Source organism: Halomarina salina, assembly GCF_023074835.1.
GTDB lineage: Archaea > Halobacteriota > Halobacteria > Halobacteriales > Haloarculaceae > Halomarina > Halomarina salina.
Genome location: NZ_JALLGW010000005.1, coordinates 111,033 through 135,404, shown reverse-complemented (window position 1 = coordinate 135,404; position 24,372 = coordinate 111,033). Strand labels below are relative to the sequence as shown.

The following is a 24,372-nucleotide window of genomic DNA, read 5'->3' as shown; positions in this document are numbered from 1 at the left end:
AAACTAACACCGTATCTCAGAGCCTTTCAGCTCCGGCAAGAACTCTACAGAAAACCAGGTGACGAAGCACTCAAACATGCTCTCGACGCTGCCCTCTGAAAATCAACAACGTGCTTCACAAGAGCGTTCCTTTTTTTTTTCTCCCAATTCAAAGAGTACGTCACCGCCTTCCACGCCGAACATATCATGCTTATATTAAGTGAAGAGTTCGAAGATGACCTGCTCGTGGTGCTGGATGAAGCGCTGTACTTCTAGGCGTCGGCCGTCACGGACCTAACCACCCGTGACCCCGCCTTCGTGACGTTACCGGCTATTCGCTAGAACTGAACCCGGTCGGAGAGTGCTGGAGACAGCTTCAAGCGTCTCTTAGCAACCGCCTCTTTAAGTCACTCGACGAGCTGACAACAGCGATTGATACAGCTCTCGACCAACTCTCTATTCCAAAAGTGAGTAGCTATTTCTAATGACTACTATAGTGATTGGGTGAGACGCTCCAGTCGTTCGGTTAGTGTTCACACTGGTGAATTACCTGTTGCGGAATCTGTGGCTGATTGCCCGCTGGGGCGGGCGAGCACTATCCGTCTGCTTTGAGGTATTCTGGAGGTGGATCGACCACGCCCTCGATGAGATGCTTCGTCGGAAGTGGGAAGTTCTGACCGATGGTGTTGGGGTTCCTACGATATATAGCCTACTGAACGGGGGGTCAGTCACTCCACATCCAGTTGTAGCTCTCTGGAGAGCGACCGCTTTGACTCTCACATGTGACGACTGTGCTCTCACTACTGTGAGACAACCATCTCCGCATCCGTCGTCCAAGTTTCTGGGAGGACCCAACCTCTCTTCCCCGGAAAATCGAGTTAGCCGTCAGGAACGATGTGAACTAACGATAATAGAGTTCGACTTCAATAACATTTGCGGCCTCTAACAAAGAGTCAATAATGTCCTTCTGGTGTGACTTCTTAGCAGGGACATACATTGATATTGCGCCCGCGACTTCTCCACTCTCTGAGTCAGTGATTGCTGTTCCTATTCCTTGTAATCCGATACCAATCTCCTCGCGATCAATTGCGTATTCTTGGTTTCTTATGTTTCTCAGTTCGCTTTGTAACTCATTTTCATCAGTAATAGTCTGGTCAGTAACCGCTGCAAGCCCCCGAGATTCAATTATGTCCTCTACTTTTTCTTCTGGGGAATGGGCGAGAATTGCTTTTCCAGGTGCAGCTGAATGAAGAAGAAAATGTGTTCCTTCGTGGATTAGTGCGTTCTGCATATTCTCTCCGCTTACTGTATAAAGGACAACACCGTATCCGCGTTCTTCGATAGTCAGTACTACTGGTGCACCTTTTGAGGTAGCGAGATCTCTAAGTACCGGTCTAGCCGTTCGAAACAACTCATTTCGTTTCCGTCGGTTTCCTCCCAGGTTCAAAAATTTGTGACTCAGACAATATTCACCATTCAAATTGATGACATAACCTTCCTCTGTGAGGGTCCGTAAATAATCGTGGACAGTGCTTCGGTTCATCTCTAGCTCATCAGCAAGCTTCGTAGCTGTTAGATTGCTGAACTCCGAGAGTAGTTGGATTATATCGAATGCGGTTCGGACCGACTTTATCGATTTTGAGGAGGTCATGTGGAATTCTATCAGTGGTGAATATTTAAGTGTTGATGATGTCGACAAGGCAGTGTTTAGATACTTGAGTTCAAACGCTGGATGATTATCAAATATACTAGCAACAGCAGACGAACTTATACTGGTCACACTATCGATGTTCGGTTAACACTGGCAGTAATATTTCCAAGGTGGATGCCACCCTGACCTCAGCAGCTGAAATCGGTAGTGTTCAGATAAGTTGGTTCCATGCGAAAGCGAACGCTTGAAGCCAATTTTCGACGCTGCTTGCTTTGGAGTGGCTGAAGCAGTTTGAGAACTGGTTTGTTCGTCGTTTTAGTTCTTGAAAGACACGTTCGACGCTGTTCCGATTACCATGTTTTTCGTATCTGTAATTGAGGCCGTATCGGTGCAGTGTTGCTTGCAGCCACGGTGCAGAATCGACGAGAACGACCGCGTCGTCGACGAGATATTTGTCGCGGAGTTCAATAAGAAATATCTCGATAATCGCTTGATTTCTAGTCGGAGAAAGCTTGACGTTCAGCAAGCGGTTCGTGTTGGAATCGACAGCAGCGTACAGCCAGGACCGTTCGTCGTTCAGCTGGATCACGGTCTCGTCAACCGCGACATGATCCGGGTTCGCGCCATCGAGCGGCTGTAGTTTGGCCTTTTACACCCAGTTGTGAACGGTTGTTCGACAGCGTTTGACACCCAATATGTCAAGAATTGAACTATAATAGAATGTGATAGTCAGGCCAGATGGAGTCGGATACCGAGCTTCTTCGCGGGTTCGGGTGTCGCCTCTCGCTCCAGAAAATCTAACTCGAAGCAGGCGCTACCTCTGATGAGGCGGGCGATTTCTGGCATTGACCACTAGAAGTTCGCTCCGCCTCACTCTTCATCCTTATTCGAACACCGCCTAGAATCTTGCTTTCGGCTATTTGGTCGCCTGCAGTTAGAGTTCGAGACTTGGCAAATCGGCACTTACTGCCTTAATCCTACTTCGGGGGTTTAATCTTGATCCGTCCGAGCCACTGTAAAATCGATCGAATGTACTGTATCCACCGAGCTGAGCAACTGACGTTTGCCCGAGCGAACACATCTGTTGAGCGGAAGAAATACCCGTTAGTTTGCTGAATGACTGGTACTGCTTCGGACGGCAAGCGGCATCTTTCGTTCGGATACGGCTGAATCACGGTTCTATCGCCTATTTGGACTTGAGTAGCTGAACCGCGGAAGTAAGATTAACCGAACACAAATGGCCAGCTCCGGGAATCATCCTGGTGTTCGCCATCTCGAACACCGAACCGTTGTTTGAGCTTCTATAACCGTGACTTAACAACTATTCAACGCAGCACGACAATCTACGAGAAAAAATTCTAACGGTTACTATAGAACGGATGGCCCCCATCTTGTCCCAACAGAAACTCACGGCTTCATTTATTAATGGAAAAGTTGCTCTGCGATGGTGTTCCGGAGGACCTCGCTGGTGCCCTCGTAAATCTCGTTGAGCTTCGCGTCGCGGTAGTAGCGCTCCACGGGGAAGTCCTTCGTGTAGCCGTAGCCGCCGTGGATCTGGATGCCCTCATTGGCGACCTCGCGGCTCACCTCGCTCGCGTAGAGTTTGGCCTGTGCGGCCTCCTTGATGAAGTTCTCCCCGCGAATCTTCTTGTCGGCGGCGTCGTGCATCAGCAGGCGCGCGGCGCGGGTCTTCGTGTCCATGTCGGCGAGTTTGTGCTGGATGGACTGGAAGTTCGAGATGGGCTGGTCGAACTGCTCCCGGTCCTGGCTGTACTCGAGGGCGGCGTCGAGCGCGGCCTGTGCGATGCCGACCGAGCGGGCAGCGATGGTGATGCGCCCGCCGTTGAGTGTCTTGAGCGCGTGGACGAACCCGCGGCCTTCCTCGCCGAGCAGCCGGTCCTCGGGAATCCACATGTCGTCGAACCGGAGTTCGGCGGTCGGACAGCCCTTGTCGCCGACCTTGTCCTCCGTCCCCTCAACGATGAAGCCGTCGTCCTCCTCCGGGCGGACGACGAACGAGGAGATGCCCTTGTTGCCGGCGTCGGGGTCCGTCTTCGCGAACAGCGTGACGGTGTCCGCGACCGAGCCGTTCGAGATCCAGAGCTTGTTGCCGTTGACGAGGTAGCCGTCGCCGTCCTTCTCGGCGGTCGTCTCCATCGCGGGGACGTCGGAGCCGGCGCCCGGCTCGGAGAGAGCGAACGCGCCGATGTCCTCCCCCTCCGCGAGCGGGGTGAGGTACTCCTCCTTCTGGGCTTCGTCGCCGAAGGCGTACACCATGTTGCCGGCCAGCGAGATGTGCGCGGCGACGATGGTGCCGAGGCCGCCCGAGCCCCGGGCGATCTCCTCGAGCGCCATCGGGTAGCTGTGGTAGTCGAGGCCGGCGCCGCCGTACTCCTCGGGGAACGGCATCCCCATCAGCCCGAGGTCGGCGAGTTCGTCGACGAGGTCCCTCGGGAACTCGTCCTCGTGGTCGATTTCCGAGGCCCGCGGGACGACCTCCTCGTCCACGAACTCGGAGACCATGTCCTTGATTTGCTTCTGCTCCGGCGAGAGACTGAGATGCATGAATCTAAATGCAGAGGGCTTCATGATATATCTTAATATAACGTCGAACGTGTGATAAACTCTATCAATGCTTTGAGCATCTCCCAGCCAAGTTTTCTCCGCGTTCATAGTTGGTGATTGCGACGACGAGTCGAAAGGACAGCGTAAGAAACCGGCAAGCGAGTCGAGTGTCACGTGCATCGCCCTCTTCTGAGGCTTGTTTGCTCTCGGTGACCTCGGCTGCAATCAGACTGGTCGATCCGGTTGAACGATTGGAGAGCTGTAGAGCGTGTCATAGAAAGCGTCACGTACGAAGTAGCAGGGGGCGCGAAGTGTGTCCAACACAAGCGCAACCCTGCAAGACGTAGCTTCGGTAGACGACTTCTTGAATGTCGCGGCTACCGAGACGGTACCGCTGTTCGAGCACCTTGAGTTCGAGTTTCTGCTGGAGTACGATGTGTTCGCCCCCTCGAAGCGTGGGCGAACACGAGTTCACCAGCCACCAGACCTCTTTCGCGGCTTTCTGCACTGCTACTACAAGGACATCTACGGCACACGTCCGGTTGCACGAGAACTCCAGCACGGCCTCGTCTGGTACTACTGCAGACTCGACAAACCACCATCCAGAGACACGATTGACCGGTTTCTCACTGACCTTGAACACGTCGTCGACGATATCTTTGAGAGGCTCGTCGAGCAGGCCGCCGCCCGCAGCCTGCTCGACTCGACGTACTCCATCGATTCGGCGCACATCGAGGCGGTCCAGTACAACGACGCTGCCTCATGGAACTACGATCTAACAACTGAAGAGTACTACTACGGCTTCGGCTGTACGATCGTCTCAACCGGTTCAAAGATCCCAATTGCGGCGGAGTTCACACAGGCCAAACAAGCAGACCAAGAGACGGCGATGCGCGTCACGTGTGACGCGCTCGCCGTCGATACACCGATCTGGATGCTTGGAGACAGCGCCTACGACATCCTCGATTGGCACGACCACCTGCTGGCCGCAGGGGTCGTGCCAATCGCTCCATACAATCCGCGAAATCCTGACGACCCAAAAGCCATCGAGTACAGGGTCGAAGACCAAGTCGAGGATGTTCAGCTGAAAATCCATCTTGGACGAGACGTATAACAACCGGATAGGGGTCGAACGAACCAGCGACGTAGTCAAGGACTGCGGCCTCGGGCTCGCGCGAGCCCGAGGCCGCGTCCACGCACGAACAGAAGTGTTCCTTGCGCTGTCCCTCGGACTCGTTGTTGCGATCACAAACTCCGAGCGAGGAAACGAACCGGGCTGTGAGAAGCTATGAGATGGATTCTATGGCACGCTCGTAGCTGTTGATGATATCGACAATAGTAGCTTAGAGATTTCTCATCTATGGGCATAGAATAACAAATGTACTATTGTTATTCCACAGATTCACCCCCCGACCATAGCTGGTGTTGATAATATCAACAATCTAGGGTCCGACCATTGTTGTAGTGAGCCTATTCGCTGCCATCAGACGATGCGCAAATTAGTCTTTAGTAATACGAAGGGGGTGCGACCTGATGCGGTATTCAATCCACCCCCTGTGGTATTAGTTAAAATGGCTGTGATGAATCGTCGGACGTAGTTTAATTTCACTATGCCACCGCCTGCCTGATGTTGTGAACCGTACATATCAGGTCGAGTTCGCGGAACTTTCCGTATATTTTTCGTGAAGCGGGGGATCTTTGACATAATCATCGGCGGTTTCCCGCTTTATCTCCCTAGTTCTAACGGTAGAAACCGACGCTATCCAGCGATTCACCGGGACCGAATTCGTTAGTATCCACCAGTCAATATTCGTGCAGTTCCGTCGGGGCCTCTCTATCGCTTCCAGTCCGCTTCGCGTTTTTCGAGAAACGCCGCGAGTCCCTTCTCAGCTTCTTCCGACTGCGTCCGTTTGACGAGTCGGTCCATCGCCTCGTCAAACCACGTTTCCAGCAGATCGTCTTCCATCCCTGTCCATAGGTCTTTCATTTCGCTAATAGACTTCGGTCCCGATGCAGTCGTCGAATGAGCGAGTTCACGAACGATATCTTCTACCTGCGTTTCATCAACTGCGTAATTGACGATTCCCATCGATTCCGCTTCAGTAGCGGTGAATTGATCGCCTGTCAACGACATTTCCATGATCTCTTTCTTTCCGAGACTCATCCGACCGTATGTGAGTCCGATTGGCGGGAGCGCCCCGATCTGTCCTTCTGGAAGCGCGAAGCTACTGTTCGTAGAGGCGACTGCAAGATCGCAAAGTAGAACGAGCTCACACCCCCCGCCGTTAGCAGCTCCCTCAACTGCCGCAATTATCGGTTTCGGATGATTGCGAACCGTTTGTACCGTCGGGCCTAGGACCTCTTCGAACATTTCCCTGGCGTCCTCTGTCGACTCAAGGCTTTGGATCTCCGCGATGTCGTCGCCAGCACAGAATGCTCGTCCTGCTCCCTGCAGAACTGTCGCTCGCACTTCGTCGTCATTCGCTGCCTTCTCGAGAGCGGCCTTCAGACCGTTCCAGCTCGACTTGTCAAGCGCGTTGAGTCGATCTGGTCTGTTGAGCGTGATCCATGCAGCGTATTCGCGTCGCTCATATCTAACCGTCTCGAACTCCGCCTGCTCGTATTCCCACTCGTAGAAGCCGGTTCCTGTCTTCTGCCCGAGTTCCTCGTTCGCCACCAATTCACGAAGGGATGGGTTGGGTTCATACTCATCCCAACCCGACCGGGCATGCAATTCTTCCAGCGTCTCGACAAGTCGGTCAATCCCGTACTCGTCAGCCATCTCGAGGAGGCCTCGCGGCCAGTTTATTCCGATTTGCATCGCCTTGTCGATCTCTGACTTCGTGGTCACGTCGTTCGCCAGCATCCACGCCGCTTCGTTAACAGCAGGCGCGACGAGATGTTTCGGATCGAAGTCATTGCGACGCTCCTGTGGAATCTCAACACGTGAGTACTCCCCTGGTTCTGGATAGGTGTAGAAACCCTCACCGGTCTTCATACCGTAATTCTCGGCCTCCTCCTTTTTTTCAAGCAGATCGGGGATGTGCAGGTCGACCCCTCGATCTTGCATCGAGTGGGCAGCCATGGTAGCGACATCTATACCACTGAAGTCGAGAACCTCGAACGGCCCCATTGGAAGGCCGATTCGCCGGATCGCGGCGTCTATTGTTTTCCTGTCTCGCCCCTCTTGGTCAACCTGACGAACTGCCTCAAGCCAGAATCGGAGATTGATCCGATTGATAAGGAATCCAGGGATATCCTTCTCAACGAGTACTGGGGTCTTGCCAATCGCCTCGCTGATTGTTTCAGCCGCCTCAAATATATCGTTGGCCGTTTCCTTACCCCGGATAACCTCGACGATGTCCATAAGCTGAACGGGATTGGAAAAATGCAGGCCGACGACCTTGCTCGGTCGATCCGTCGCGGACGCAATTTCGGTGATCGGGAGAGTACTAGTATTGGTCGCTAGAATCGTTCTTTCCGGTGCGTGGTTATCGATCGTACCAAAAACATCCTGTTTCAAGTCGATGTTCTCAGGCACTGCTTCGACGACAAGATCGGCATCACCGTAGGCTTCTTCCTCTGATGTCGTCGTCTCGATCTGTGCTAATACGGCATCCGGATCCTCAGTGAGTTTCTCGAGACTTCCTTCGATTTTTTCGAGAGCGGTTTGCAAGACGTCCTCGTCGATGTCGATAATCGTAACGTCGTATCCAGACATCGCAAAGGTTTGAGCGATACCATGGCCCATTGTTCCGCCTCCGACGACAGTCACAGTCTCTACACTTTCGGTTAGTGACGCACTCATTTTTTCACCGTGATTAAGATGTCTCCGCCGGCCTTGTTATAATTTTCCCTAGTCTCTAATGCTTCATCGGTCATTGGTTGGCTCTATTGCTCTTCCGAGGCCTCTCACAATACCATAGGAAAATCACGTTCTAGTGGTTTAATCTCATTCGAGGTACTACCGGGTGCTGCTGGTGATGTAGTGGAAAGTGCGATCTTCGGTGGGCTTCTAGAGGGCATGAAACAGCCGGCAGAGAAGAGGACTCGACGCGCTAGTGTCATTACCGCTAACCCACTCGATTCACGACGGGATACGAAGCTACGAAGGGACGCAGCTGGCCAAGCCGCGTCCCTGTCCACACTACAGGGGAAGCGATTACCGCAAACATGATTCACGCCCACGGCGCTTCGCCGTCCTCATCACTGAGGACGGCTTTGAGGACGTAACGGTTACCATCCAGCGATACTGGTGCAAGCAGTACGAGAAACGGGTCGACGCAGAGATGTCCGAACGGTTCTACGAGGACTGTCTCTACTGCAAACCAATCGTCGACCTCTGGCTCTACCATGCCTCGGAGAATCTGTTCAACCGGAGTAAACGGATTCCCCACATCCACTACGGCATCCAGGTTGACCGGGATACAATCCAGCGGTACGCTGAACTGTTTAGTGGCCGAGTCAACGACCATCACGGTAGTAACTCAGACATGATCTTGAGGAACCGTGCCCGTAACGCAACGTTAACGACTTACACTCACCAACTCAAAACGACAATTTCTCAAAATGTTTCCTACATCGATAGGGTGACGGTCGCCGACGAACCACTCTCGCTGAATTTCCTCTCGCTTCTGTTTGGAACGGAAACCGCTGTGGAATTCTGTGAGTAGTATGCCGACGAACTGGCCGCCGAAGACGTGGTCGGTATCGTCGGGGTTGCGGACGAGACTACCCTGGCTAAGAAGGGAGCGAAGAAGCCATCGCGCGAGGAGCACGCCAAGCAAAAGACACCCGGAGAGCCGAAGAAGCCGTCCGGCAACGGCTTCTGCGTCGCCGGCAGCTATCTCCCGCAACTGGGCTGTATCGCCAGCCTCTAGTGTCGTAACACCGACTTCGCGTGGCTGCTCACAGCCATGCTTGTCGCCTCCACTTGAGGGAGTTGACTAATGGATTGCCAGTGGTGAATCTAGCTACAACGACACGGTTGCGCACAAAGAGTCGTGTCTCGTCCACGAGTTGCGACAGTTCGTATAATCGGACGGGCTGTCGTAGCCCCCAGAGCTGTCAAGAGGTTCAGAAGTACCACAGCTATCTCCCGGTAGTGTAAGAAGAGTTGTACGCGGAATGAGTCATGGTCTTCCGCGAGAAGTACCCGGCGTTGTGGGACGAAAAGATCGAGACGTTTAGTGGTCTGGTCAGTACAAATGCGATTGAGGGCAGCAACTGGCGGTTGAAATACGGGACTCCGAACGCCGTACACGCGGTACCAAACGTGCGTACGGCTCTACTCGCGCTCCACGCGATGTACGATTTGTTCCGCAATAGGCGTCCTCAGGTAAGTTTCACCCAATGATTTGGGAACTTCACCTGCGAGGATGTGATGAGCCAGTCGGCGTCACCGACTGGCCCGTCTCGTCAGCACGGTCTCTCGAAAGGAGCAGCATAGCGTCCCGAAACGAGCAGAAACAGGGCGACTGCGCGTTCCCCCAATGGATACTGCACCACCGCATTACCGGCCAAACACTTATATGCACAGCATCAATTTGGGAGCGTATGCGACAAGTGCATCCCGACTATAATGAGTCGTCGGGACTCGTCGTTGACGGGTCGATTCGTATTGCCGCCGATGACAATCCAGTGCTGATAGGGACCGAATGTTCCGAGTGCGAGTACGTTGTCTTTCCATCTCGGCCGTTTTGCCGCAATTGTCTTTCGGACAACGTCTCTGATGTCGAACTTGCACGAACAGGACAACTCGAGACCTACACCGTCGCACATACTGGTCAAGAAGGAATCGAACCGCCGTACGCATTCGGCTTTGTGAACCTGGAAAACGTACAGATTTACTCCCGTTTCACCGAGTGGAAAGAAAGATCACTCGAAGTTGGCGACCAAGTGGAACTGGTACTTGAAAAAATCAAGACAGATACGGAGACCGGTGAACCGTTGTTTGGCCATATGTTCCGCCCCATGGAGGAAGAACAATGACTGAAAACGAAGTAGCTGTCGTCAACGTCGGTCAGTCCGACTTCGGCGAACTGGAGGGACAGCGCGTAACTGAGTTTGGGAGCAGAGCCGTTCGTGAAGCGCTCTTGTCTTCGAGCGTTGAACCAGATGATATCGAGGAAGCGTATATCGGTAATGTCGCTACTACTGCTCAGGATCAAACCAGTGTTATTGGCCAAGCAATACTCCGAGAAGTAGGGGTAACAGGTATCCCGATCATCCGAGTTGAGAACGCGTGTGCCAGCTCAACCTGTGCATTCCAAGAGGCCTATAAGAGAGTTCAATCAGGCGAATCCGATATCGTGCTCGCTATGGGTGTTGAGAAAATGACTGGTGTCCCGACGGAGGTTGCTCTCAAAGATATGGCTGGTGCGGCGGACGCAGAAGTTGAGGGTGCAATGGGGATGACGTTCATGGGTCTCTACGGGATGCGCGCTAACGCCTACATGAATCAGTTCGGTAATGTACGCGAGGAATTGGCCGACATCGCGGTCAAAAATCATGACAATGGGCTTAAAAATCCACGGGCACATCTTCAGCTCAACGTTGACCGCGACGACATCCTTGAATCCCGCCCAATCTCCGATCCTATCCGGCTGCTTGATGCCTGTCCAATGTCAGATGGAGCAGCAGCAGCAGTCATCGCACGCACCGAAATCGCCGAAGAGTTGGTTGAAGAACCAATCTACGTCGATGCTGCCGAAATGTTGAGCGGCAATTACCTTGAGGAGGTCGAATTCTGGCGTGAAGAACTTGACGAACGCGTGGCCCAAAAGGCCTACAGTGAGGCTGGTATCGGCCCGGATGATCTGGATGTTGTCGAAGTTCATGATGCGGCTACCATCGGCGAGCTAATGCATTATGAAGGACTCGGGTTAGCGGATCAAGGGGAAGGTGCTTCACTCGTCCGGAGTGGTGACGTTATGCTCGATGGTCGTACTCCGGTTAATCCAAGTGGTGGACTCAAGTCACGCGGTCATCCCGTGGGAGCAACGGGGGTGGCCCAGATCTGTGAACTCGTCTGGCAACTCCGTGGCGAGGCGGGAGCCCGGCAGGTTGAAAATCCGTCTATTGGATTAGCCCAGAACTCGGGTGGCGCACTTGTAGGTGAAGGCGGCGTATCGACAGTAACGATCCTCAGTAACCGCTGAACTTTTTTCGTTTTTACTAGATATTCGGTTTCACCTTCCTATCTGAAGATCTGTCGGTAGACACCTCTGAAAATTGTTTCCCAATCGGCAACAGCAGAATAGGTTGTTACCCCGAACCTATATATATGGGGGCACATAACAAGAATTCATGGAGGTCATAGATGGATTCCCATCGACTAGTGGAGACGAATATCCGCTCAACACGACAAGATTCATCGAGGCGGCAGCACGAAACGTTCCTGATCGGGAAATCGTCTCAGGGACAGGTGAAGACCAGTTCCGGTACACCTACGGAGAGGCGTACGAACGGATGCAGCGCTTGGCCAATGCCCTCGAAGAGTTGGGTGTTGAGGCCGGAGATCGCGTAGGTGTACTTGCGTGGAATGATCACCGTCACTATGAATGCTATTTCGGTATTCCCGGAACCGGTGCCGTTTTCCTTCAGCTCAATCTCCGACTGCATTCAGATCAACTACAGTATGTGTTAAATCACTCGGAACCGCGATTCTTAGTGGTCGACGAATCCCTTCTGGAAGTCGCTGAAGGTGTCGCCCACGAGGTCAGTTCCATAGAGGGATTCGTCGTCATGACTGATAACGATCTCGACGAGGTCGAAACCGATCTCGAGCCGACGTTCTCCTATGAAGATATATTAACTGAGGCGGAGCCGGAGTACGATTGGCCATACATCGACGAAACATCGGCATACAGTGCCTGCTACACGACTGGAACGACGGGGCGTCCCAAAGGAGTGTACTATTCCCACCGGAACATCTACCTACACACGATGCAGTTGGCGAACTCCGTCGGTATCTCACATGAGGACTCAGTCGCTCAAATCACGCCGATGTTCCATGGACAGGGCTGGGGACTGGCCTACGCTGCGACGTACGCTGGCGCAAAGCTCGCGTTCCCGGGCCGATATCAGGCGGAAAATCCCGAACCGCTGGTTGATCTCATCCGTGACGAGGACGCGACCGTAACAAACGGGGCACCAGCTATTTTTATGCCGATGCTCGATTACATTCGAGATCTCGACGATATCCCGAACTGGAACGATCTACAGATGATGTCTGGAGCAACAGAGCCGCCGCTGGACATGATGCAGGGATACAAAGAACTCACGGGGGCAGAGATCGTCCATGCATATGGCGCAACTGAGACGACCCCGCTGGTAACGATGAACTTCATCAAGCCGTCGCTTGAAGAAGACCTCTCTGAGGAAGAAAAGCTCGATATGCGGCGCAAGCAGGGACTGACTGTCCCGGGTATCGAGATGAAAATAGTCGATCCTACCACAGGCGAGGAACTGCCACACGACGGTGAATCCGCCGGAGAAATTCTCATCCGTGGTCCATGGGTGACAAGCAGTTACTATGACGACGACCGAACGGAACATTCGTTCACTGACGATGGGTTCTGGGAAAGCGGCGACGCCGGGGTAATCGATAAGGAAGGATATCTAAAGATTACTGACCGTATCAAGGATGTTATTAAAAGCGGTGGGGAATGGATTTCGTCTGTCGACATGGAAAACCTCCTCATCGAACACCCGAATGTCAGAGACGCGTGCGTTGTTGGCCTTGAACATCCGGAATGGGAAGAGCGCCCATTCGCACTTGTTGAGGTCGAAGACGATTTCAATCGTGAAGAACTCGATGAAATTCTTTCCCAGCGGTTCGCCGACTGGCAGCTCCCCGATGAAATTGAGTTTACCGATGAAATTCCAAAAACAAGTGTGGGGAAAAACAACAAGAAAGTAATCCGCGAAGAGTACGAAGGTCGATATCTCGATTGACAGCATCTTAGACGACATTCAAACAGGGATATGACAGGCATTAATTTCGACGTTGACGAAGAGACGCAGCTCGTATTGAACAGCCTTGATGAGTTTATTGAGCGTGAGGTCGCCCCCTTAGCGAGTGGCCTTGAATCGAAACTTAACAATCCCACCTTGGGTCGACGAGCAAACGGTCAACCCACCGAGGAGATACTCGAAGCGATTCAGAGTATTCGTCAAAAGAGTGGTGAGGCGGGGTTTTACGCCATGCATATGCCCGAAGAGGTTGGTGGCCAAGGGGTCTCAAAAATAACGTGGTACGCAGTGAAGCGCCACGTCGCTTCGAAGGGACGAGGGCTCTCTGAGCATGTCCTCAAGGGGCCGGAGGGGCCAAATGCGCTATTGGGTCTTGCTGAGGGTGAACAGGTCGAACGGTACCTCAAGCCAGTCGTGCGTGGTAAGAAATCGACTGCATTCGGTCAAACTGAACCCGATGTCGGTTCTGACTCACCCTCGATGTCGACCGAAGCTGAAAAGAACGGCGACGAATGGATAATCAACGGCCGAAAGCAGTGGATTACGAACGCGGCATTCTGCGATTTCGCCCTTGTGCTGGCTCGGACAAAGCCGCTGGCGGAGGTCGATCGGCGATACGATGGTATCACTTGTTTCATCGTCGAACGCGACGAGTTCGAAGTCGGATCAGTCAACAACGCTATTGGCTTGGAGGGTTGGCAAGCCGAAATCCTTCTGGACGACGTTGCCGTATCTGAATCACGCGTTCTTGGCCCCAAGCATGGCGCATTTCGAGATGCAATGGAACTATTGACGATGGGTCGACTCGAACTCGGAGCAGAAGCTGTTGGCTACTCGCAGTATCTGCTTGAGAAGAGCAGGGAGTATGCACGGGAACGTGAGGCGTTCGGGGAGTCCATCGGGTCATTCCAGCAGGTGTCAAGCATGTATGCACGAGGACGTGCAAAAACGTATATGGCAGACGCTGGGGGCCTACGAACTGCATGGAATCTGGATCAGGGTAATGACATCGTTGAGGATGTCTCGATCTTCCATTGGTTCGCGACTAACGCTTTCTGGGAAATTGCGGACAACGCGGTCCAGATTCACGGCGCAAACGGCCTATCAGAGGACAATCCATTTGTTGATCATCTCCATCTAGCTAGAGTGCTTCGGATCGTAGAAGGAACTGACGAGATCCAACTCAACACGATCGCTAAGCAAAATGATCTCCTATAGACAAAATAAGATGGATTATAAATATTACGACGATTTCATCGTCGGCGAAACTCACAAAACCGATGATGTCGAAGTCACCAAGCAGGAAATCCTTGAGTTCGGGCAGAAATACGATCCGCTTCCGTTCCATATTGACGAAGAGGCAGCAGCGAAAACGCCGTTTAATGGCGTAATCGCCAGTGGACTGCAAACCTTTGCACTCTCCCAGAAACAGGTTGTCGATAGTTTCTTTCGAGAAAGCCACCTGCTGGGGAGCGTCGGTTTTGACGAAGCAGAGTTCCCGAATCCTGTTCGTCCCGGAGATATACTTTCCACGACACTTGAAATCCTTGAGAAGCGCCCATCAAAATCCAATCCTTCCCGAGGACTCGTGACGATTATGCGGAAGGTCGTTAATCAACACGACTCCGTTGTCCTTCGGGTAACCAATAATGTTCTAGTAGAACGGCAATAGGAATAGCATGGTTGGTCCACCGTTCTATTCTGAAGGACGGGGTTGTTTAGACACTCGTCAAAATACGGTTTAGCGGTCCTATACTCAGCTTTGCACGTTAGCGTCGGCGGTTGAGTGAACGAAGAGGTGGTCGATCTCTTCCATAAGGGCCACAATCATCGTTGTCTCGAACCCACGAGAGAAGGTTGTACACTGCTTCCTTCAGGGAATGTTCGAGGTTCGCTCGAAGCGGATAGACTGTTTTGTCGTCAGCGTAGAAGGCGTAGATGAGGTCTTGGCCCCAGACAGTATCACCTTCAGCGTGATCGTAGAAGCGGCCAATGCGGGGGACTTCGTCCCCGGCTTTCTCGGTGAAGGTGTCGTCAAGGATGATGTAACCATCCTTCGACCAGCGCGTTTCACCGTGTTTTTGGAGTTCTTCGAGGCGTTCGTGGTTGAATTGCTGTTCATCCCAGTTGTATTCGGTGAGGAACTTGTTAAGGGCGCATTTGCTGTTGGCCGGAAGGCCTTCGCGTGCGATACCCGCCACGGTCTTGTCGCTGGCCGCAACAAGACCGGTGGCGTAGGTTTTCGCGTGACGGCGTTGTGCTGGTGACAGCGACTCGAACTCGTCGAACACGCGCGTACACGACAGGAAGTCCGTAATCGGCATTATCCGTCTTTGCTACCGCCTATGTTATGCTCCTACTTCAACGTGCAAAGCTGAGTGAGTTCAAAAACTCGTCTTTGACGCTGTGAGTCTGTAGAAACTGACCCTACCCCGACGCTGTCTTGCGTTCAACAGGGCAAGCGTTGTTCAGATTAGTTGGTTCCACGCGAATGCGAATGTTTGAAACCATAGGCCGATTCGGCTGAGGGGTGTCGGAAATGATTCGTAAACTGTTCGGTTCGTAGATTTACCTCTTTGAAAACACGTTCGACAGTACTCCGATTTCCATGGGTGACATGCTGAGATCGGAGTTTCCTTGAATAGCACGGTTTGTAACCACGGTGCACCATCAACGAGAAACACGGCATCAGCGATGTCGTGTTTCTCTTGGAGTTCCTGCAGGAACTGCTTTGTCAGGACGATGGTTCGCGTCGGAAACAGACGCACGTGCAGCAATTCGTTTGTTTCGGGATCGACCGCGGCGTACAGCCAAAATTGTTGACCGTTGAGTTGAATCACGGTTTCGTCGACCGCAACGTGATTCGGGTTCTTGCCGTCACGGGGCTGTAAATCGGCTTTCTGTACCTAGTTATGAACAGTGGATCGAGCGCGTTGGACACCAAGACAATCGATAACACCAACAGTATATGAGAGTGACAATTCAGCCGCGTGAAGGTGGATACTGAGCCGCATCAACGGTTGCGGTGTCGCTTCAGCCTCACAAAATCTAATTCGATGCAGCCGCTAGCCTCCCTTGCCGGACGATTTCTGGCATAGGCACCACAAATTTCGACCGCTTCGTTCTCCAGACCTTAACTCAACAGTGCCTCATTGGCCTTCCCATGTACCTCTATAGTCAGTCTCTAAGAAGCGAATAGCCGGGATCCTGTATCGAGCAGTTAGATGAATACTTGACTACGTCGTTGCCACCGTCCCTCCGTGGCTCCAACACGTAAATCTCGCCGCACTGTCTTTCGACAAATCGCCCAACAGCCCTTCACCGACTGGCCTGCGTACGAGTCCACGCCACTGTTCGACCGCTCATCACTCGCCGCAGTAGAAACAGACGTTCGTATCGTCGCGGAAACCTGGTTCCAACAGGAGGCGCACGAGACGGTCGAACCGTTCGTCTCCACACTCCCACTCGCATATGTCCGATTCGATGCCCACGACCGATACGCAGGGTCAACGAGCTACGAAATGGAGACACTATTTCGCCTATTCCTGCTGAAAGAATGCTATGGCTGGGACCACGAGACTGCCCTCGTCGAATACCTCACCCAGCATCCCGAGCTCTGCGAACAGATTGGCCTGCAGTCAGTACCCGATCAGTCAACCCTGTGGCGCAGCTGGCACCACCGCTTCACTACTGATCTCCAAGATACCGTCGAGACCGCGGCTCGAACAATCCTCATCAAAGCACAGAATGCTGGTATCTCAGTCCCGTGCGAACCTGAACGGCAGAGCCGCAGACACGGTGACGAGCGTACGGAACCGGACCCCGATGATCAGACCGTATTAGAGCAGGCCGAAACAGTCACTGAGAATGTTAGCCGTGTCGCTTTCCCAGCGTTCTCACTGGACCGAGGCGAGGGCTGTGAAATCCACGAGAACGCTTACTGGGACCTCCAGACCTATCTGAGGCTTCGAGAGAACTTGGCTGTCAACGAAGGCGCTCGGAGCTTCATCCACGAGTCCAATCGGGAGCGAACACCACTCGGTCATGCTCATCGCGAGCATCTCCGGGATCTTTCGATCAGGCAAATACGTGAAATGTACCGCCAAGCCGTGAGTCGCCTCTTAGATCGTATCGCAGAGACTGAGGAGTTGTTCCGGGCTGGCATCGTCGCGATCAATATCACTGAATCAGACCCGTTCACAGGAGATCGAACCGGGCATGAGGACGAAATTATCGGCACGAAGGAGAAAACCGATGAGTACGCCTACCAGTGGGCGACAGTCCAGCTGGTCGGGAATGCTGTCCCAATCGTGTTAGACGCGCGGCCAGTGCGCAAAGGATATACGCGCATGGAGATCGTCGAGAACCTCTTGGACTCTGCAGAGAACCTCGTTCATGTCGATAACGTGCTGATGGACCGTGAGTTCGACAGCCAGCACATCCTGGAGATGCTCAGCCAGCGCGGGCTCTCCTACGTGGTGCCCAAGCGGATGCAGACGAGTGAGAAAGCCCAGGCGAAACGACTTCTCAAGCGCAACAAGGACCGGTACGAGACAGATCGGAAATTGCATCTCGGCGACAACGAATGGCATTCAACGACACTCATCTATCGACGGAATGAGAATTCCGAGCACACCGATCATCGGCAGTACTCGGTGTTCATGACGAATCGGAATAGCGGGTTCCTTACTGAGTACGGATACAGATGGGAGATTGAGAGCGGGTACAAGTCGATCAAACGATTCATGGGTGCGACGACCTCGAAGAATTTTAGCCTCCGATTCTTCTATTTCGCGTTCGCCTGTCTCCTGTACTCGATCTGGCGAGCGGTTGATTTGCTTGTGCAGGTACAGTTGACCGGCGAGTACGAACACTCGCCCATTGTGACAGCCGACAACACGCTGACACTGGTGAAGAAGGAAACCGGAATCGGATAGTAACGAGACTCTCTCCGCGATAGCGTGTCTTCACAGTGGCGACACTATCCAGAGTCTCCGAAATCCGCTGGAATAGTTGCCTGTGGAACAAGAGCGGCCGTTCAGAAAGCGATCTGAAGCGGATTCTCCTTTTCGATTCGGCCGATTCCACGCATTACAGGCCCGCTATACCTGCTGTAGTCTCAACTTCCATAGTTTCGGAAAGTAGGGGTAGCTACCAACCGAATCAACCGATTATCGGGGGTGAATCGGTATTTGGGAGGTCAGTCGGGACTTGCTCCGGCCACCACCGACGAAAACATACTCTTTCCGAGAAATACCGGCGAAAACGGAGTGTGGCAGAGCTACGAGTCGCTAATCGGTGAGAATAATTACCAGAAAGTTGCCCCCGTCAGAACGGCGGGTCGACCCCGTCCGGCAACAGCATCAACGCCACCACGGTCATGTGGAGGTCGGCCAGCGTCAGCAACGGATCCAACCGCTCCTCGTGCGGCCCCCGGCCGTACTCGTCGTACACCTCCGACACCAACGTCTTCAGCGAGTGATCCACCATCCGCCACAGATTGTACAGCAGCAGGCTGTACGCGAACGTGAAGAACCGCATCCGGTAGTCCGTCGACCGGATCGACGGCAGCAGCGGCTTGACCATCTTGTACTCGATTTCGATGTCCCACCGCTTGGAGTACTCGTCAGAGAGCCCGATGGCCTCCATCGGCGACACGTCGTCCGCGTTCGTCACGAACACGGCGTACTCGTTGTCCTCGTCCACGGCCCAGTCCTCGTCCTCCGCCGGCACGTACAGAAAGCTCGCGTCGTGGCTGTAGCCGTCCTCGCCCACGGTCGGGTCGTCCGCCACGTCCACGTACGGGGTGTCCGAGGTCAGGTACAGGGACGCGTCCCGTTCGACGCGACTCCGCAGCGTCATGTCTTCCTTCACGTCGCTCAACTTGTCGGCGACGTTCTCGCCCCCGACGGTCGCGTTCTTCTTTTTGGGAATCAGGTAGTTCACGCCGTGGTACTGGTCGATGACGTGGCCGACGGCGTGTCCGTCGAACGCCCGGTCGGCCATCACGAGCTGGATGTCGACGTGCTTCCGCGCCTGTGTGAGCAAGCGGTCGACCACTTCGGCCCAGCTAACGGTCTCCCCCTCCTCCCCTTCCCACGTCGAGTCGTGACGGACGGGTTCGACCGCCAGCACGATGGGTGCGTTCCGACCGACGACCGTGAGCGTCGCGTACTCGTACTGGTAGGTGTGGCTGTCCTCGCCGCCGTTCACCATCTCGGGGTAGTCGTCCTTTGGCACCTTCGTCCTTCCCGTGTCTCTGCCGACCGCGATCCGGTCGTCCTCCGGCTCGATGTCCTCTTCGTCCTTCCACGGGGAGACGTTGAACGGGTCGTGGGTCGTGTCGAGGGCGGCCACCACCGGCTCTGTGAACAGCGCGGTCGGCGCGATGTTGGTCATCTGCCTGTCGACGGCGGCGTTGAACTGGTTCGTGACAGAGGAGGCGACGTCTCGCCAGTCGGGCGTGGGGAGGCGGGCTCCGGGGTACTCGGAGAGGTCGTAGTCGTGGTCGTCGGGGAGGCCGAGCATCTGGACTGCGTACAGGTGGGTGTCGTGGTGGAGTGCGTCTCGGCGGAACTTGTTGAACGTCCGGAACACGCTGTGCGTCCCCGCGCGTTTCGAGAGGCTCATCGCGGTCTGGTGTTCCCACACCCGCCTGTCGGCGTGCTTGGTGTTGTCGGCGCGGCCGGTGTCAAGCACCGGCCAGACCTCGTTTTGCGCCCCGGTGATGACGTGCTTGGCGTGCCGATCCACGTAGTGGTGAATCGGCTCGCCGCTCGCCGCGACCTCCTCCGGTGACGGATCGCTGTCTGGCGGTTGGTCGGGGCTGTACGTGGAGTCGTGTTCCTCGGTCAACTCGGCAAACTCGTCGGCGACCGCCCGCAGGAAATGGCGCGTGTCCAGATCCTCGAACCGGTGTCGCTTCGTGTAGGAGATGGTCTCCTGCGACGGGGCACCGTCCAAGCCGAACCGCTGCTGGAGGTAGGGCCAGTTTTCGAGCTGGTCGGAGATGGCCTCCTGACTCATTCCGGTCACGCGCCTGTAGATGGCCAGTTTGAGCATCCCCTCGAAGTCGAAGGGGGTGTTGGTCTGGTGGTCGTGTCCGTCCGCGAGGAGGTGGGTCGGGAGGACGATCTTTCCGATGACGTACGTGAGATTGCCGTGTTCGGGGAAGAGTTCCTCCGCCTGCAGCCGCACGTCGTTCACGGCGTCTCGGAGGGAGTCGTCCAGCGGCATCTATGGAGGGTTCGAGACGGTGACGACTCGGTGTCTCCTCGGGTCGGCTGTCGCCGCGTCCGCCGCGTTCGCGAGCATCATTTTGCCGATCAATGGTATGATTTGTACTAAACTGAGGGCGTGTCGTTTCCGTGTTTCCGGGAAGCAGACCCCGTCGGTGACTGATGCCTGTGAAGTGGCGGGACGCGTAAACGCGTGTCGGTATTCTATCCGCTCTGCACCGTTCAGCGGCGGCACAATCCCCAAGTATTAGTATAGTATGTACTGTACTATTGGTGCCATGAGTGGTGAAGACGGCTCGGACGCACCCCTGTCGGCCTACCTCGAGGCCAAGGGCGCGGTCGAACTGCTCTGTGAAATCGAACCAAACGGGAGCCAGTTCACACGGTTAGTGGAGGAATCGACGGTCAGCCGGTCGACGGTCTCGACCCGCCTGCGGGAGGGCGAGGAACTCGGACTGTACGAGCGCCGAGAAATCGAGGGGCGCGGCACCTCCCACGCATACCGCCTGACCGAGGCGGGCGCAAAGCTCCGCCTCTACCTCGACCACACAGGTCTCACGGAGCGGTACCGCACGATCAAAGCGTTACGCCGGCACTTCGACGAAGACGTCGGGGAGCTGACGGAGTGGGCACGAGAGAACGAGGGAGAGTTCGATCCTCCAGTCGAGGAAGACGGCCTCCGGGAACAGCTCCGGGAGTACAGCAGACTTGGAGAGTGAAGGAGGCCGTCAGGTGTCGGAGAACCGGTCGGGCTCGATCCGTGACAGCCGCATCGCGTTCCCGGTGACGCCGAGACTCATCCCCATGTCGCCGACGACGACAGCGACGGCGACGCTGACGAGCCCAATCGGCACGCCGACGGCAAGCAGCGCCTTCACGCCGAGGCTCGTCCAGATGTTCTGCCGGATGACGCCGTTGGCCGTGTGCGACAGTTCGTAGAGGTACGGCAGCTTCCCGACGTCGTCGCCCATCAGCGCGATGTCGGCGGTCTCGAGCGCGGTGTCGGTGCCGGCGGCTCCCATCGCAATACCGACCTCCGCGGTGGCGAGCGCGGGCGCGTCGTTGATGCCATCGCCGACCATCGCCACCTCGCCGTACTCCGCCTGCAACTCCTCGACGGCGTCGACCTTCTCCTCCGGCAAGAGTTCGGCGCGGTACTCGTCGACGTCGACCTGCTCGGCGATGGCGCGGGCGGTGCCCTCGTTGTCGCCCGTCAGCATCACGACGCGCTCGACACCAAGCTCCTGCAGGCGCTGGACGGCCCGCTTCGAGGCCGGGCGCACCTCGTCGGCGATGGCGATGGCACCCAGCAACTCCGACTCCGTTCCGACGATAACGACCGTCTTGCCCTCCCGCTCCAGCGCGGCGAGCGCGTCCTCGGCGAACGGCCCGTCGTCGGACTCGGCCGCCTCTTCCGCCACGACGCCGCCGTCCGTCTCGCGGCGTGCCCGAGCGAGGTCGAAGCCCAACTCCTCGAAGAGTGCGGGCTTGCCCGCGTAGTACGTCTCGCCGTCGATCTCCCCGCGGATGCCCTTCCCGGTGAGGCTCTCGAAGCCAGTCGGGTCGGGCAGGTTGCCCACGCCCGCCTCGTCGGCACGGGCGAGAATCGCTGCGGCGATGGGATGCTCACTGCGCCGCTCCAGCCCGGCGGCGCGACGGAGCAGATCGTCCTCAGTGGTGTCGCCGACCGGGACGACGTCGGTGACGGCGAGTTCGCCCTTCGTGAGCGTCCCCGTCTTGTCGAGCGCGACGGCATCGACTTCGCCCATCGCTTCGAGGTAGTTGCCGCCCTTGATCAGCACGCCGTTCTTCGCGGCGCTGGTGATCCCCGACACCACGGAGACGGGCGTCGAGATGACGAACGCGCACGGGCAGGCAATCACCAGCAGGGTGAGTCCGCGGATGAACCACGTCTGCCAGTCGCCGGCGAAGGTGAACCCGTACCCGGCCACGTCCACCGAGACGGGGTCGGCGATGACCAACGGTGGAATGGCGGCGGTCAGGATTGCCAACACGACCACGACCGGCGTGTAGTAGCCCGAGAAGCGGTCGACGAACTGCTCGGTGTCGGTCTTCTTCGCCTGTGCGCCCTGCACCATCTCGATGATGCGCGAGAGCGTCGAGTCGCCCGCCGTCGACGTGACTTCGACTTCGAGGTAGCCCTCCTCGTTGATCGCGCCCGCGTACACCTCGTCGCCGGCGGTCTTGTCGACGGGGACGCTCTCGCCGGTAATCGGCGACTGGTCGACCGCGCTCTCGCCCTCGACGACCGTGCCGTCCAACGGAATCTTGTCACCGGGGCGAACGACCACGGTCTCACCCACCTCCACTTCGTCGGCGGGCACCGTGACTTCCTCGCCGTCGCGCACGACGGTGGCCTCGTCGGGCGAGAGTTCCATCAGCTCGCGCAGGGAGTCCCGCGCCCTGTCCATCGCGTAATCCTCGAGCAGCTCGGCGATGCTGAACAGGACGGCCAGCGTCGCCGCCTCGACGAAGTAGCCGATACCGGTCGCCGCGATGATCGCCGTCCCCATCAGCAGGTCGATGTCGAGGCTTCGGTTCTTCGCGGAGTAGTACCCGCTGCGGACGACGGGGATGCCGCTGGCGGCGACAGCGCCGAGGAACAGGACGTCGGCGATGTGGAGCGGGTACTCGAGGACGCTCGCCACCGTGACGTTCTGCCCGGTGAGGAGGAACTCGAAGAGGAGGCCGAGCGTGACGAACGCCGCGCCGAGCCACGTCTTCTTCGCGCGAGGACTCGTCCAGACCTCCGACGGTGGCGCGATGTCGGCGCCACCGGCCGCATCCTCTGACTCATCGTGGTCGGAATCCGACTCTCTGACGACCTCGTAGCCGGCGCCTTCGATTGCGTCGACCACATCGGCCTCGCTGATGCGGTCTGAGTCGTACGTGACGTTGGCCGTACCGGTGGTCGGCTGGAGCGTGGCGTCAACGACGCCGTCGACGCGCTGGAGGCTCTTGTCGACTTTCTGGGCGCAGGACGGACAGTCCATCTCGGGGACGACGAGGCGGGCGGTCAGCTCCCGTCGCTGCCCGCCCCCGCTCGTCTCCCCCGCTGCGTCCGGATTCTCTGTCATCACCTCACAGTAGGGGCGTCAGTTCGATAAGCCTTTGTTGGAATATTCCAAATCGAGGTTCAGCGTGTTGCCGGGGGATCTTCGGGCAACCGTTCGTCGGCGACGTGCTGCTTCGCCAAGTGTTCCTCCGCCCGGCGGAGTCGGTAGGTGAGCGTCGACCGCGGCACGTCGAGATGCTCGGCCAGTTCGCCGACGTCGACTTCGCGTGGGGACTCGTAGTACCCGTGTTCGACGGCTGCCCGGAGTGCGGCCTCCTGCTCCGGCGACAGACCACTTTGCGTCTCGTCGCTTCCCCCCACCGACGCAGTCGTGTCCGCGGTTCGGAGCATCTCCATCCGGGCGCAGTCCCCGACGGCGACTTCGAGGGCGTCGAAGAACGCGGCCACGTCGCCCTCTCCGGAGTGGATGAGTCGCCACGTGTAGTGGCGGCCCTCGTGACGGGTCTCGAACAACACGCTCTTGCCGAGATGGTCGCGGGCGATGTGGGGGACGGACGCGCAGGAGGGGGTGCGCTCCCAGTCGGAGTACAGGACGAGCGTGTCGTCCGTGCGGTCGAGGACGCGAGTGGTCTGTGTGGCGCCGCAGTCCTCGGTAGCCAGACAGTCGGCGTAGTAGTCGCTGGTGAGAAAGGCGTCCTCGATGGCGTCGAGTGCGTCCGGAATGCCGGTCGCGTGGTCGACTCGCCAGAGCTGCTCCGCAGTGGCGTGCAGCGAGAGCGAGCGGACGCGGGCGTCGGGGTGGTCAGCGAGGGCGTCCGCCACCCTGTTACACCCCGGCTCGTATTCGAGGGCGAAGACGAGTTCGCGCATACCCACGCGTAGAGGGCGGCTGGATATAACACGTGGGCTCGGTGCTGCCATCGTGT

15 protein-coding genes and 6 pseudogenes are annotated in these 24,372 nt (G+C 56.2%); 11 read left to right on the top strand and 10 right to left on the bottom strand.

All coding sequences use genetic code 11. From position 1 onward, the window contains the following. Positions 1-99, top strand: a pseudogene (locus MX571_RS21595) (IS1595 family transposase); the annotation flags it as partial. 36 nt (positions 100-135) lie between these two features. Next, positions 136-464: pseudogene (locus tag MX571_RS21590) on the top strand (transposase); the annotation flags it as partial. Between the two features lie 416 nt (positions 465-880). On the opposite strand, the gene MX571_RS21585 reads toward MX571_RS21590, so the two are convergent. From MX571_RS21585 to MX571_RS21575, 3 genes and pseudogenes are all read right to left on the bottom strand, one after another. Then, positions 881-1,630 carry an IclR family transcriptional regulator gene (locus tag MX571_RS21585; protein ID WP_246989506.1) on the bottom strand — a complete coding sequence of 250 codons (750 nt, stop codon included), beginning with the start codon at positions 1,628-1,630 and terminating at the stop codon, positions 881-883. A gap of 211 nt (positions 1,631-1,841) precedes the next feature. Then, positions 1,842-2,476 (bottom strand): annotated as a pseudogene (locus tag MX571_RS21580) (IS6 family transposase). A 576-nt stretch (positions 2,477-3,052) separates the two neighbouring features. Beyond that, positions 3,053-4,195: an acyl-CoA dehydrogenase gene (locus MX571_RS21575; RefSeq protein WP_246989507.1), complete on the bottom strand. Its 1,143-nt coding sequence runs from the start codon at positions 4,193-4,195 to the stop codon at positions 3,053-3,055. A 313-nt stretch (positions 4,196-4,508) separates the two neighbouring features. Here MX571_RS21575 and MX571_RS21570 point away from each other — a divergent pair. Further along, positions 4,509-5,487 (top strand): annotated as a pseudogene (locus MX571_RS21570) (transposase). A 542-nt stretch (positions 5,488-6,029) separates the two neighbouring features. Here MX571_RS21570 and MX571_RS21565 read toward each other — a convergent pair. Both MX571_RS21565 and MX571_RS21560 read right to left on the bottom strand, forming a co-directional pair. Next, on the bottom strand, positions 6,030-8,003 hold the full coding sequence (locus tag MX571_RS21565) for a 3-hydroxyacyl-CoA dehydrogenase/enoyl-CoA hydratase family protein (protein ID WP_282594766.1): 1,974 nt from the start codon (positions 8,001-8,003) through the stop codon (positions 6,030-6,032). A 370-nt stretch (positions 8,004-8,373) separates the two neighbouring features. Beyond that, on the bottom strand, positions 8,374-8,550 hold the full coding sequence (locus MX571_RS21560) for a hypothetical protein (RefSeq protein ID WP_247421552.1): 177 nt from the start codon (positions 8,548-8,550) through the stop codon (positions 8,374-8,376). A gap of 345 nt (positions 8,551-8,895) precedes the next feature. Between MX571_RS21560 and MX571_RS21555 the strand changes: the two genes are divergently transcribed. The 6 genes from MX571_RS21555 (at position 8,896) to MX571_RS21530 (ending at position 14,843) form a co-directional block, all read left to right on the top strand. Then, positions 8,896-9,075: a hypothetical protein gene (locus tag MX571_RS21555; protein WP_246989444.1), complete on the top strand. Its 180-nt coding sequence runs from the start codon at positions 8,896-8,898 to the stop codon at positions 9,073-9,075. Positions 9,076-9,751: 676 nt separating this feature from the next. Then, on the top strand, positions 9,752-10,186 hold the full coding sequence (locus MX571_RS21550) for a Zn-ribbon domain-containing OB-fold protein (RefSeq protein ID WP_246989445.1): 435 nt from the start codon (positions 9,752-9,754) through the stop codon (positions 10,184-10,186). Further along, on the top strand, positions 10,183-11,355 hold the full coding sequence (locus MX571_RS21545) for a thiolase C-terminal domain-containing protein (RefSeq protein WP_246989446.1): 1,173 nt from the start codon (positions 10,183-10,185) through the stop codon (positions 11,353-11,355). Before MX571_RS21550 ends, MX571_RS21545 begins: the two co-directional genes overlap by 4 nt. 148 nt (positions 11,356-11,503) lie before the next feature. Beyond that, the gene (locus MX571_RS21540; protein WP_246989447.1) at positions 11,504-13,153 is read left to right on the top strand and encodes a long-chain-fatty-acid--CoA ligase; all 1,650 of its coding nucleotides are present in this window, start codon (positions 11,504-11,506) and stop codon (positions 13,151-13,153) included. Positions 13,154-13,183: 30 nt separating this feature from the next. Beyond that, positions 13,184-14,389 carry an acyl-CoA dehydrogenase family protein gene (locus MX571_RS21535; RefSeq protein ID WP_246989448.1) on the top strand — a complete coding sequence of 402 codons (1,206 nt, stop codon included), beginning with the start codon at positions 13,184-13,186 and terminating at the stop codon, positions 14,387-14,389. A 10-nt stretch (positions 14,390-14,399) separates the two neighbouring features. Next, positions 14,400-14,843: a MaoC family dehydratase gene (locus MX571_RS21530; protein ID WP_246989449.1), complete on the top strand. Its 444-nt coding sequence runs from the start codon at positions 14,400-14,402 to the stop codon at positions 14,841-14,843. Positions 14,844-15,057: 214 nt separating this feature from the next. Here MX571_RS21530 and MX571_RS21525 read toward each other — a convergent pair. After that, a pseudogene (locus MX571_RS21525) lies at positions 15,058-15,498 on the bottom strand (transposase); the annotation flags it as partial. 141 nt (positions 15,499-15,639) lie between these two features. Continuing rightward, positions 15,640-16,233, bottom strand: a pseudogene (locus MX571_RS21520) (IS6 family transposase). A 198-nt stretch (positions 16,234-16,431) separates the two neighbouring features. Between MX571_RS21520 and MX571_RS21515 the strand changes: the two are divergent. After that, positions 16,432-18,108 carry a transposase gene (locus MX571_RS21515; protein WP_246989450.1) on the top strand — a complete coding sequence of 559 codons (1,677 nt, stop codon included), beginning with the start codon at positions 16,432-16,434 and terminating at the stop codon, positions 18,106-18,108. Positions 18,109-18,499: 391 nt separating this feature from the next. Here MX571_RS21515 and MX571_RS21510 read toward each other — a convergent pair whose 3' ends face one another. Further along, a complete protein-coding gene (locus MX571_RS21510) occupies positions 18,500-20,407 on the bottom strand; it encodes a hypothetical protein (protein ID WP_247421550.1) in 1,908 nt (635 codons plus the stop codon). A 280-nt stretch (positions 20,408-20,687) separates the two neighbouring features. Between MX571_RS21510 and MX571_RS21505 the strand changes: the two genes are divergently transcribed. Beyond that, the gene (locus tag MX571_RS21505) at positions 20,688-21,128 is read left to right on the top strand and encodes a winged helix-turn-helix transcriptional regulator (protein WP_162498094.1); all 441 of its coding nucleotides are present in this window, start codon (positions 20,688-20,690) and stop codon (positions 21,126-21,128) included. 9 nt (positions 21,129-21,137) lie between these two features. On the opposite strand, the gene MX571_RS21500 is transcribed toward MX571_RS21505, so the two are convergent. Both MX571_RS21500 and MX571_RS21495 read right to left on the bottom strand, forming a co-directional pair. Then, positions 21,138-23,507: a heavy metal translocating P-type ATPase gene (locus MX571_RS21500; RefSeq protein WP_247421548.1), complete on the bottom strand. Its 2,370-nt coding sequence runs from the start codon at positions 23,505-23,507 to the stop codon at positions 21,138-21,140. 59 nt (positions 23,508-23,566) lie between these two features. Further along, positions 23,567-24,316: a helix-turn-helix domain-containing protein gene (locus MX571_RS21495; RefSeq protein WP_092817285.1), complete on the bottom strand. Its 750-nt coding sequence runs from the start codon at positions 24,314-24,316 to the stop codon at positions 23,567-23,569. Positions 24,317-24,372 lie beyond the last annotated feature (56 nt).

Coding starts and splice junctions, on each gene's coding strand:
- MX571_RS21585 (WP_246989506.1), bottom strand. CDS start 1,630: ATGACCTCCTCAAAATCGATAAAGTCGGTCCGAACCGCATTCGATATA.
- MX571_RS21575 (WP_246989507.1), bottom strand. CDS start 4,195: ATGCATCTCAGTCTCTCGCCGGAGCAGAAGCAAATCAAGGACATGGTC.
- MX571_RS21565 (WP_282594766.1), bottom strand. CDS start 8,003: ATGAGTGCGTCACTAACCGAAAGTGTAGAGACTGTGACTGTCGTCGGA.
- MX571_RS21560 (WP_247421552.1), bottom strand. CDS start 8,550: ATGGTAGAGCCAGAGGTCGACGATTGGTTTGCAGTAGAGACAGTCCTC.
- MX571_RS21550 (WP_246989445.1), top strand. CDS start 9,752: ATGCGACAAGTGCATCCCGACTATAATGAGTCGTCGGGACTCGTCGTT.
- MX571_RS21545 (WP_246989446.1), top strand. CDS start 10,183: ATGACTGAAAACGAAGTAGCTGTCGTCAACGTCGGTCAGTCCGACTTC.
- MX571_RS21540 (WP_246989447.1), top strand. CDS start 11,504: ATGGAGGTCATAGATGGATTCCCATCGACTAGTGGAGACGAATATCCG.
- MX571_RS21535 (WP_246989448.1), top strand. CDS start 13,184: ATGACAGGCATTAATTTCGACGTTGACGAAGAGACGCAGCTCGTATTG.
- MX571_RS21530 (WP_246989449.1), top strand. CDS start 14,400: ATGGATTATAAATATTACGACGATTTCATCGTCGGCGAAACTCACAAA.
- MX571_RS21510 (WP_247421550.1), bottom strand. CDS start 20,407: ATGCCGCTGGACGACTCCCTCCGAGACGCCGTGAACGACGTGCGGCTG.
- MX571_RS21505 (WP_162498094.1), top strand. CDS start 20,688: ATGAGTGGTGAAGACGGCTCGGACGCACCCCTGTCGGCCTACCTCGAG.
- MX571_RS21500 (WP_247421548.1), bottom strand. CDS start 23,507: ATGACAGAGAATCCGGACGCAGCGGGGGAGACGAGCGGGGGCGGGCAG.
- MX571_RS21495 (WP_092817285.1), bottom strand. CDS start 24,316: ATGCGCGAACTCGTCTTCGCCCTCGAATACGAGCCGGGGTGTAACAGG.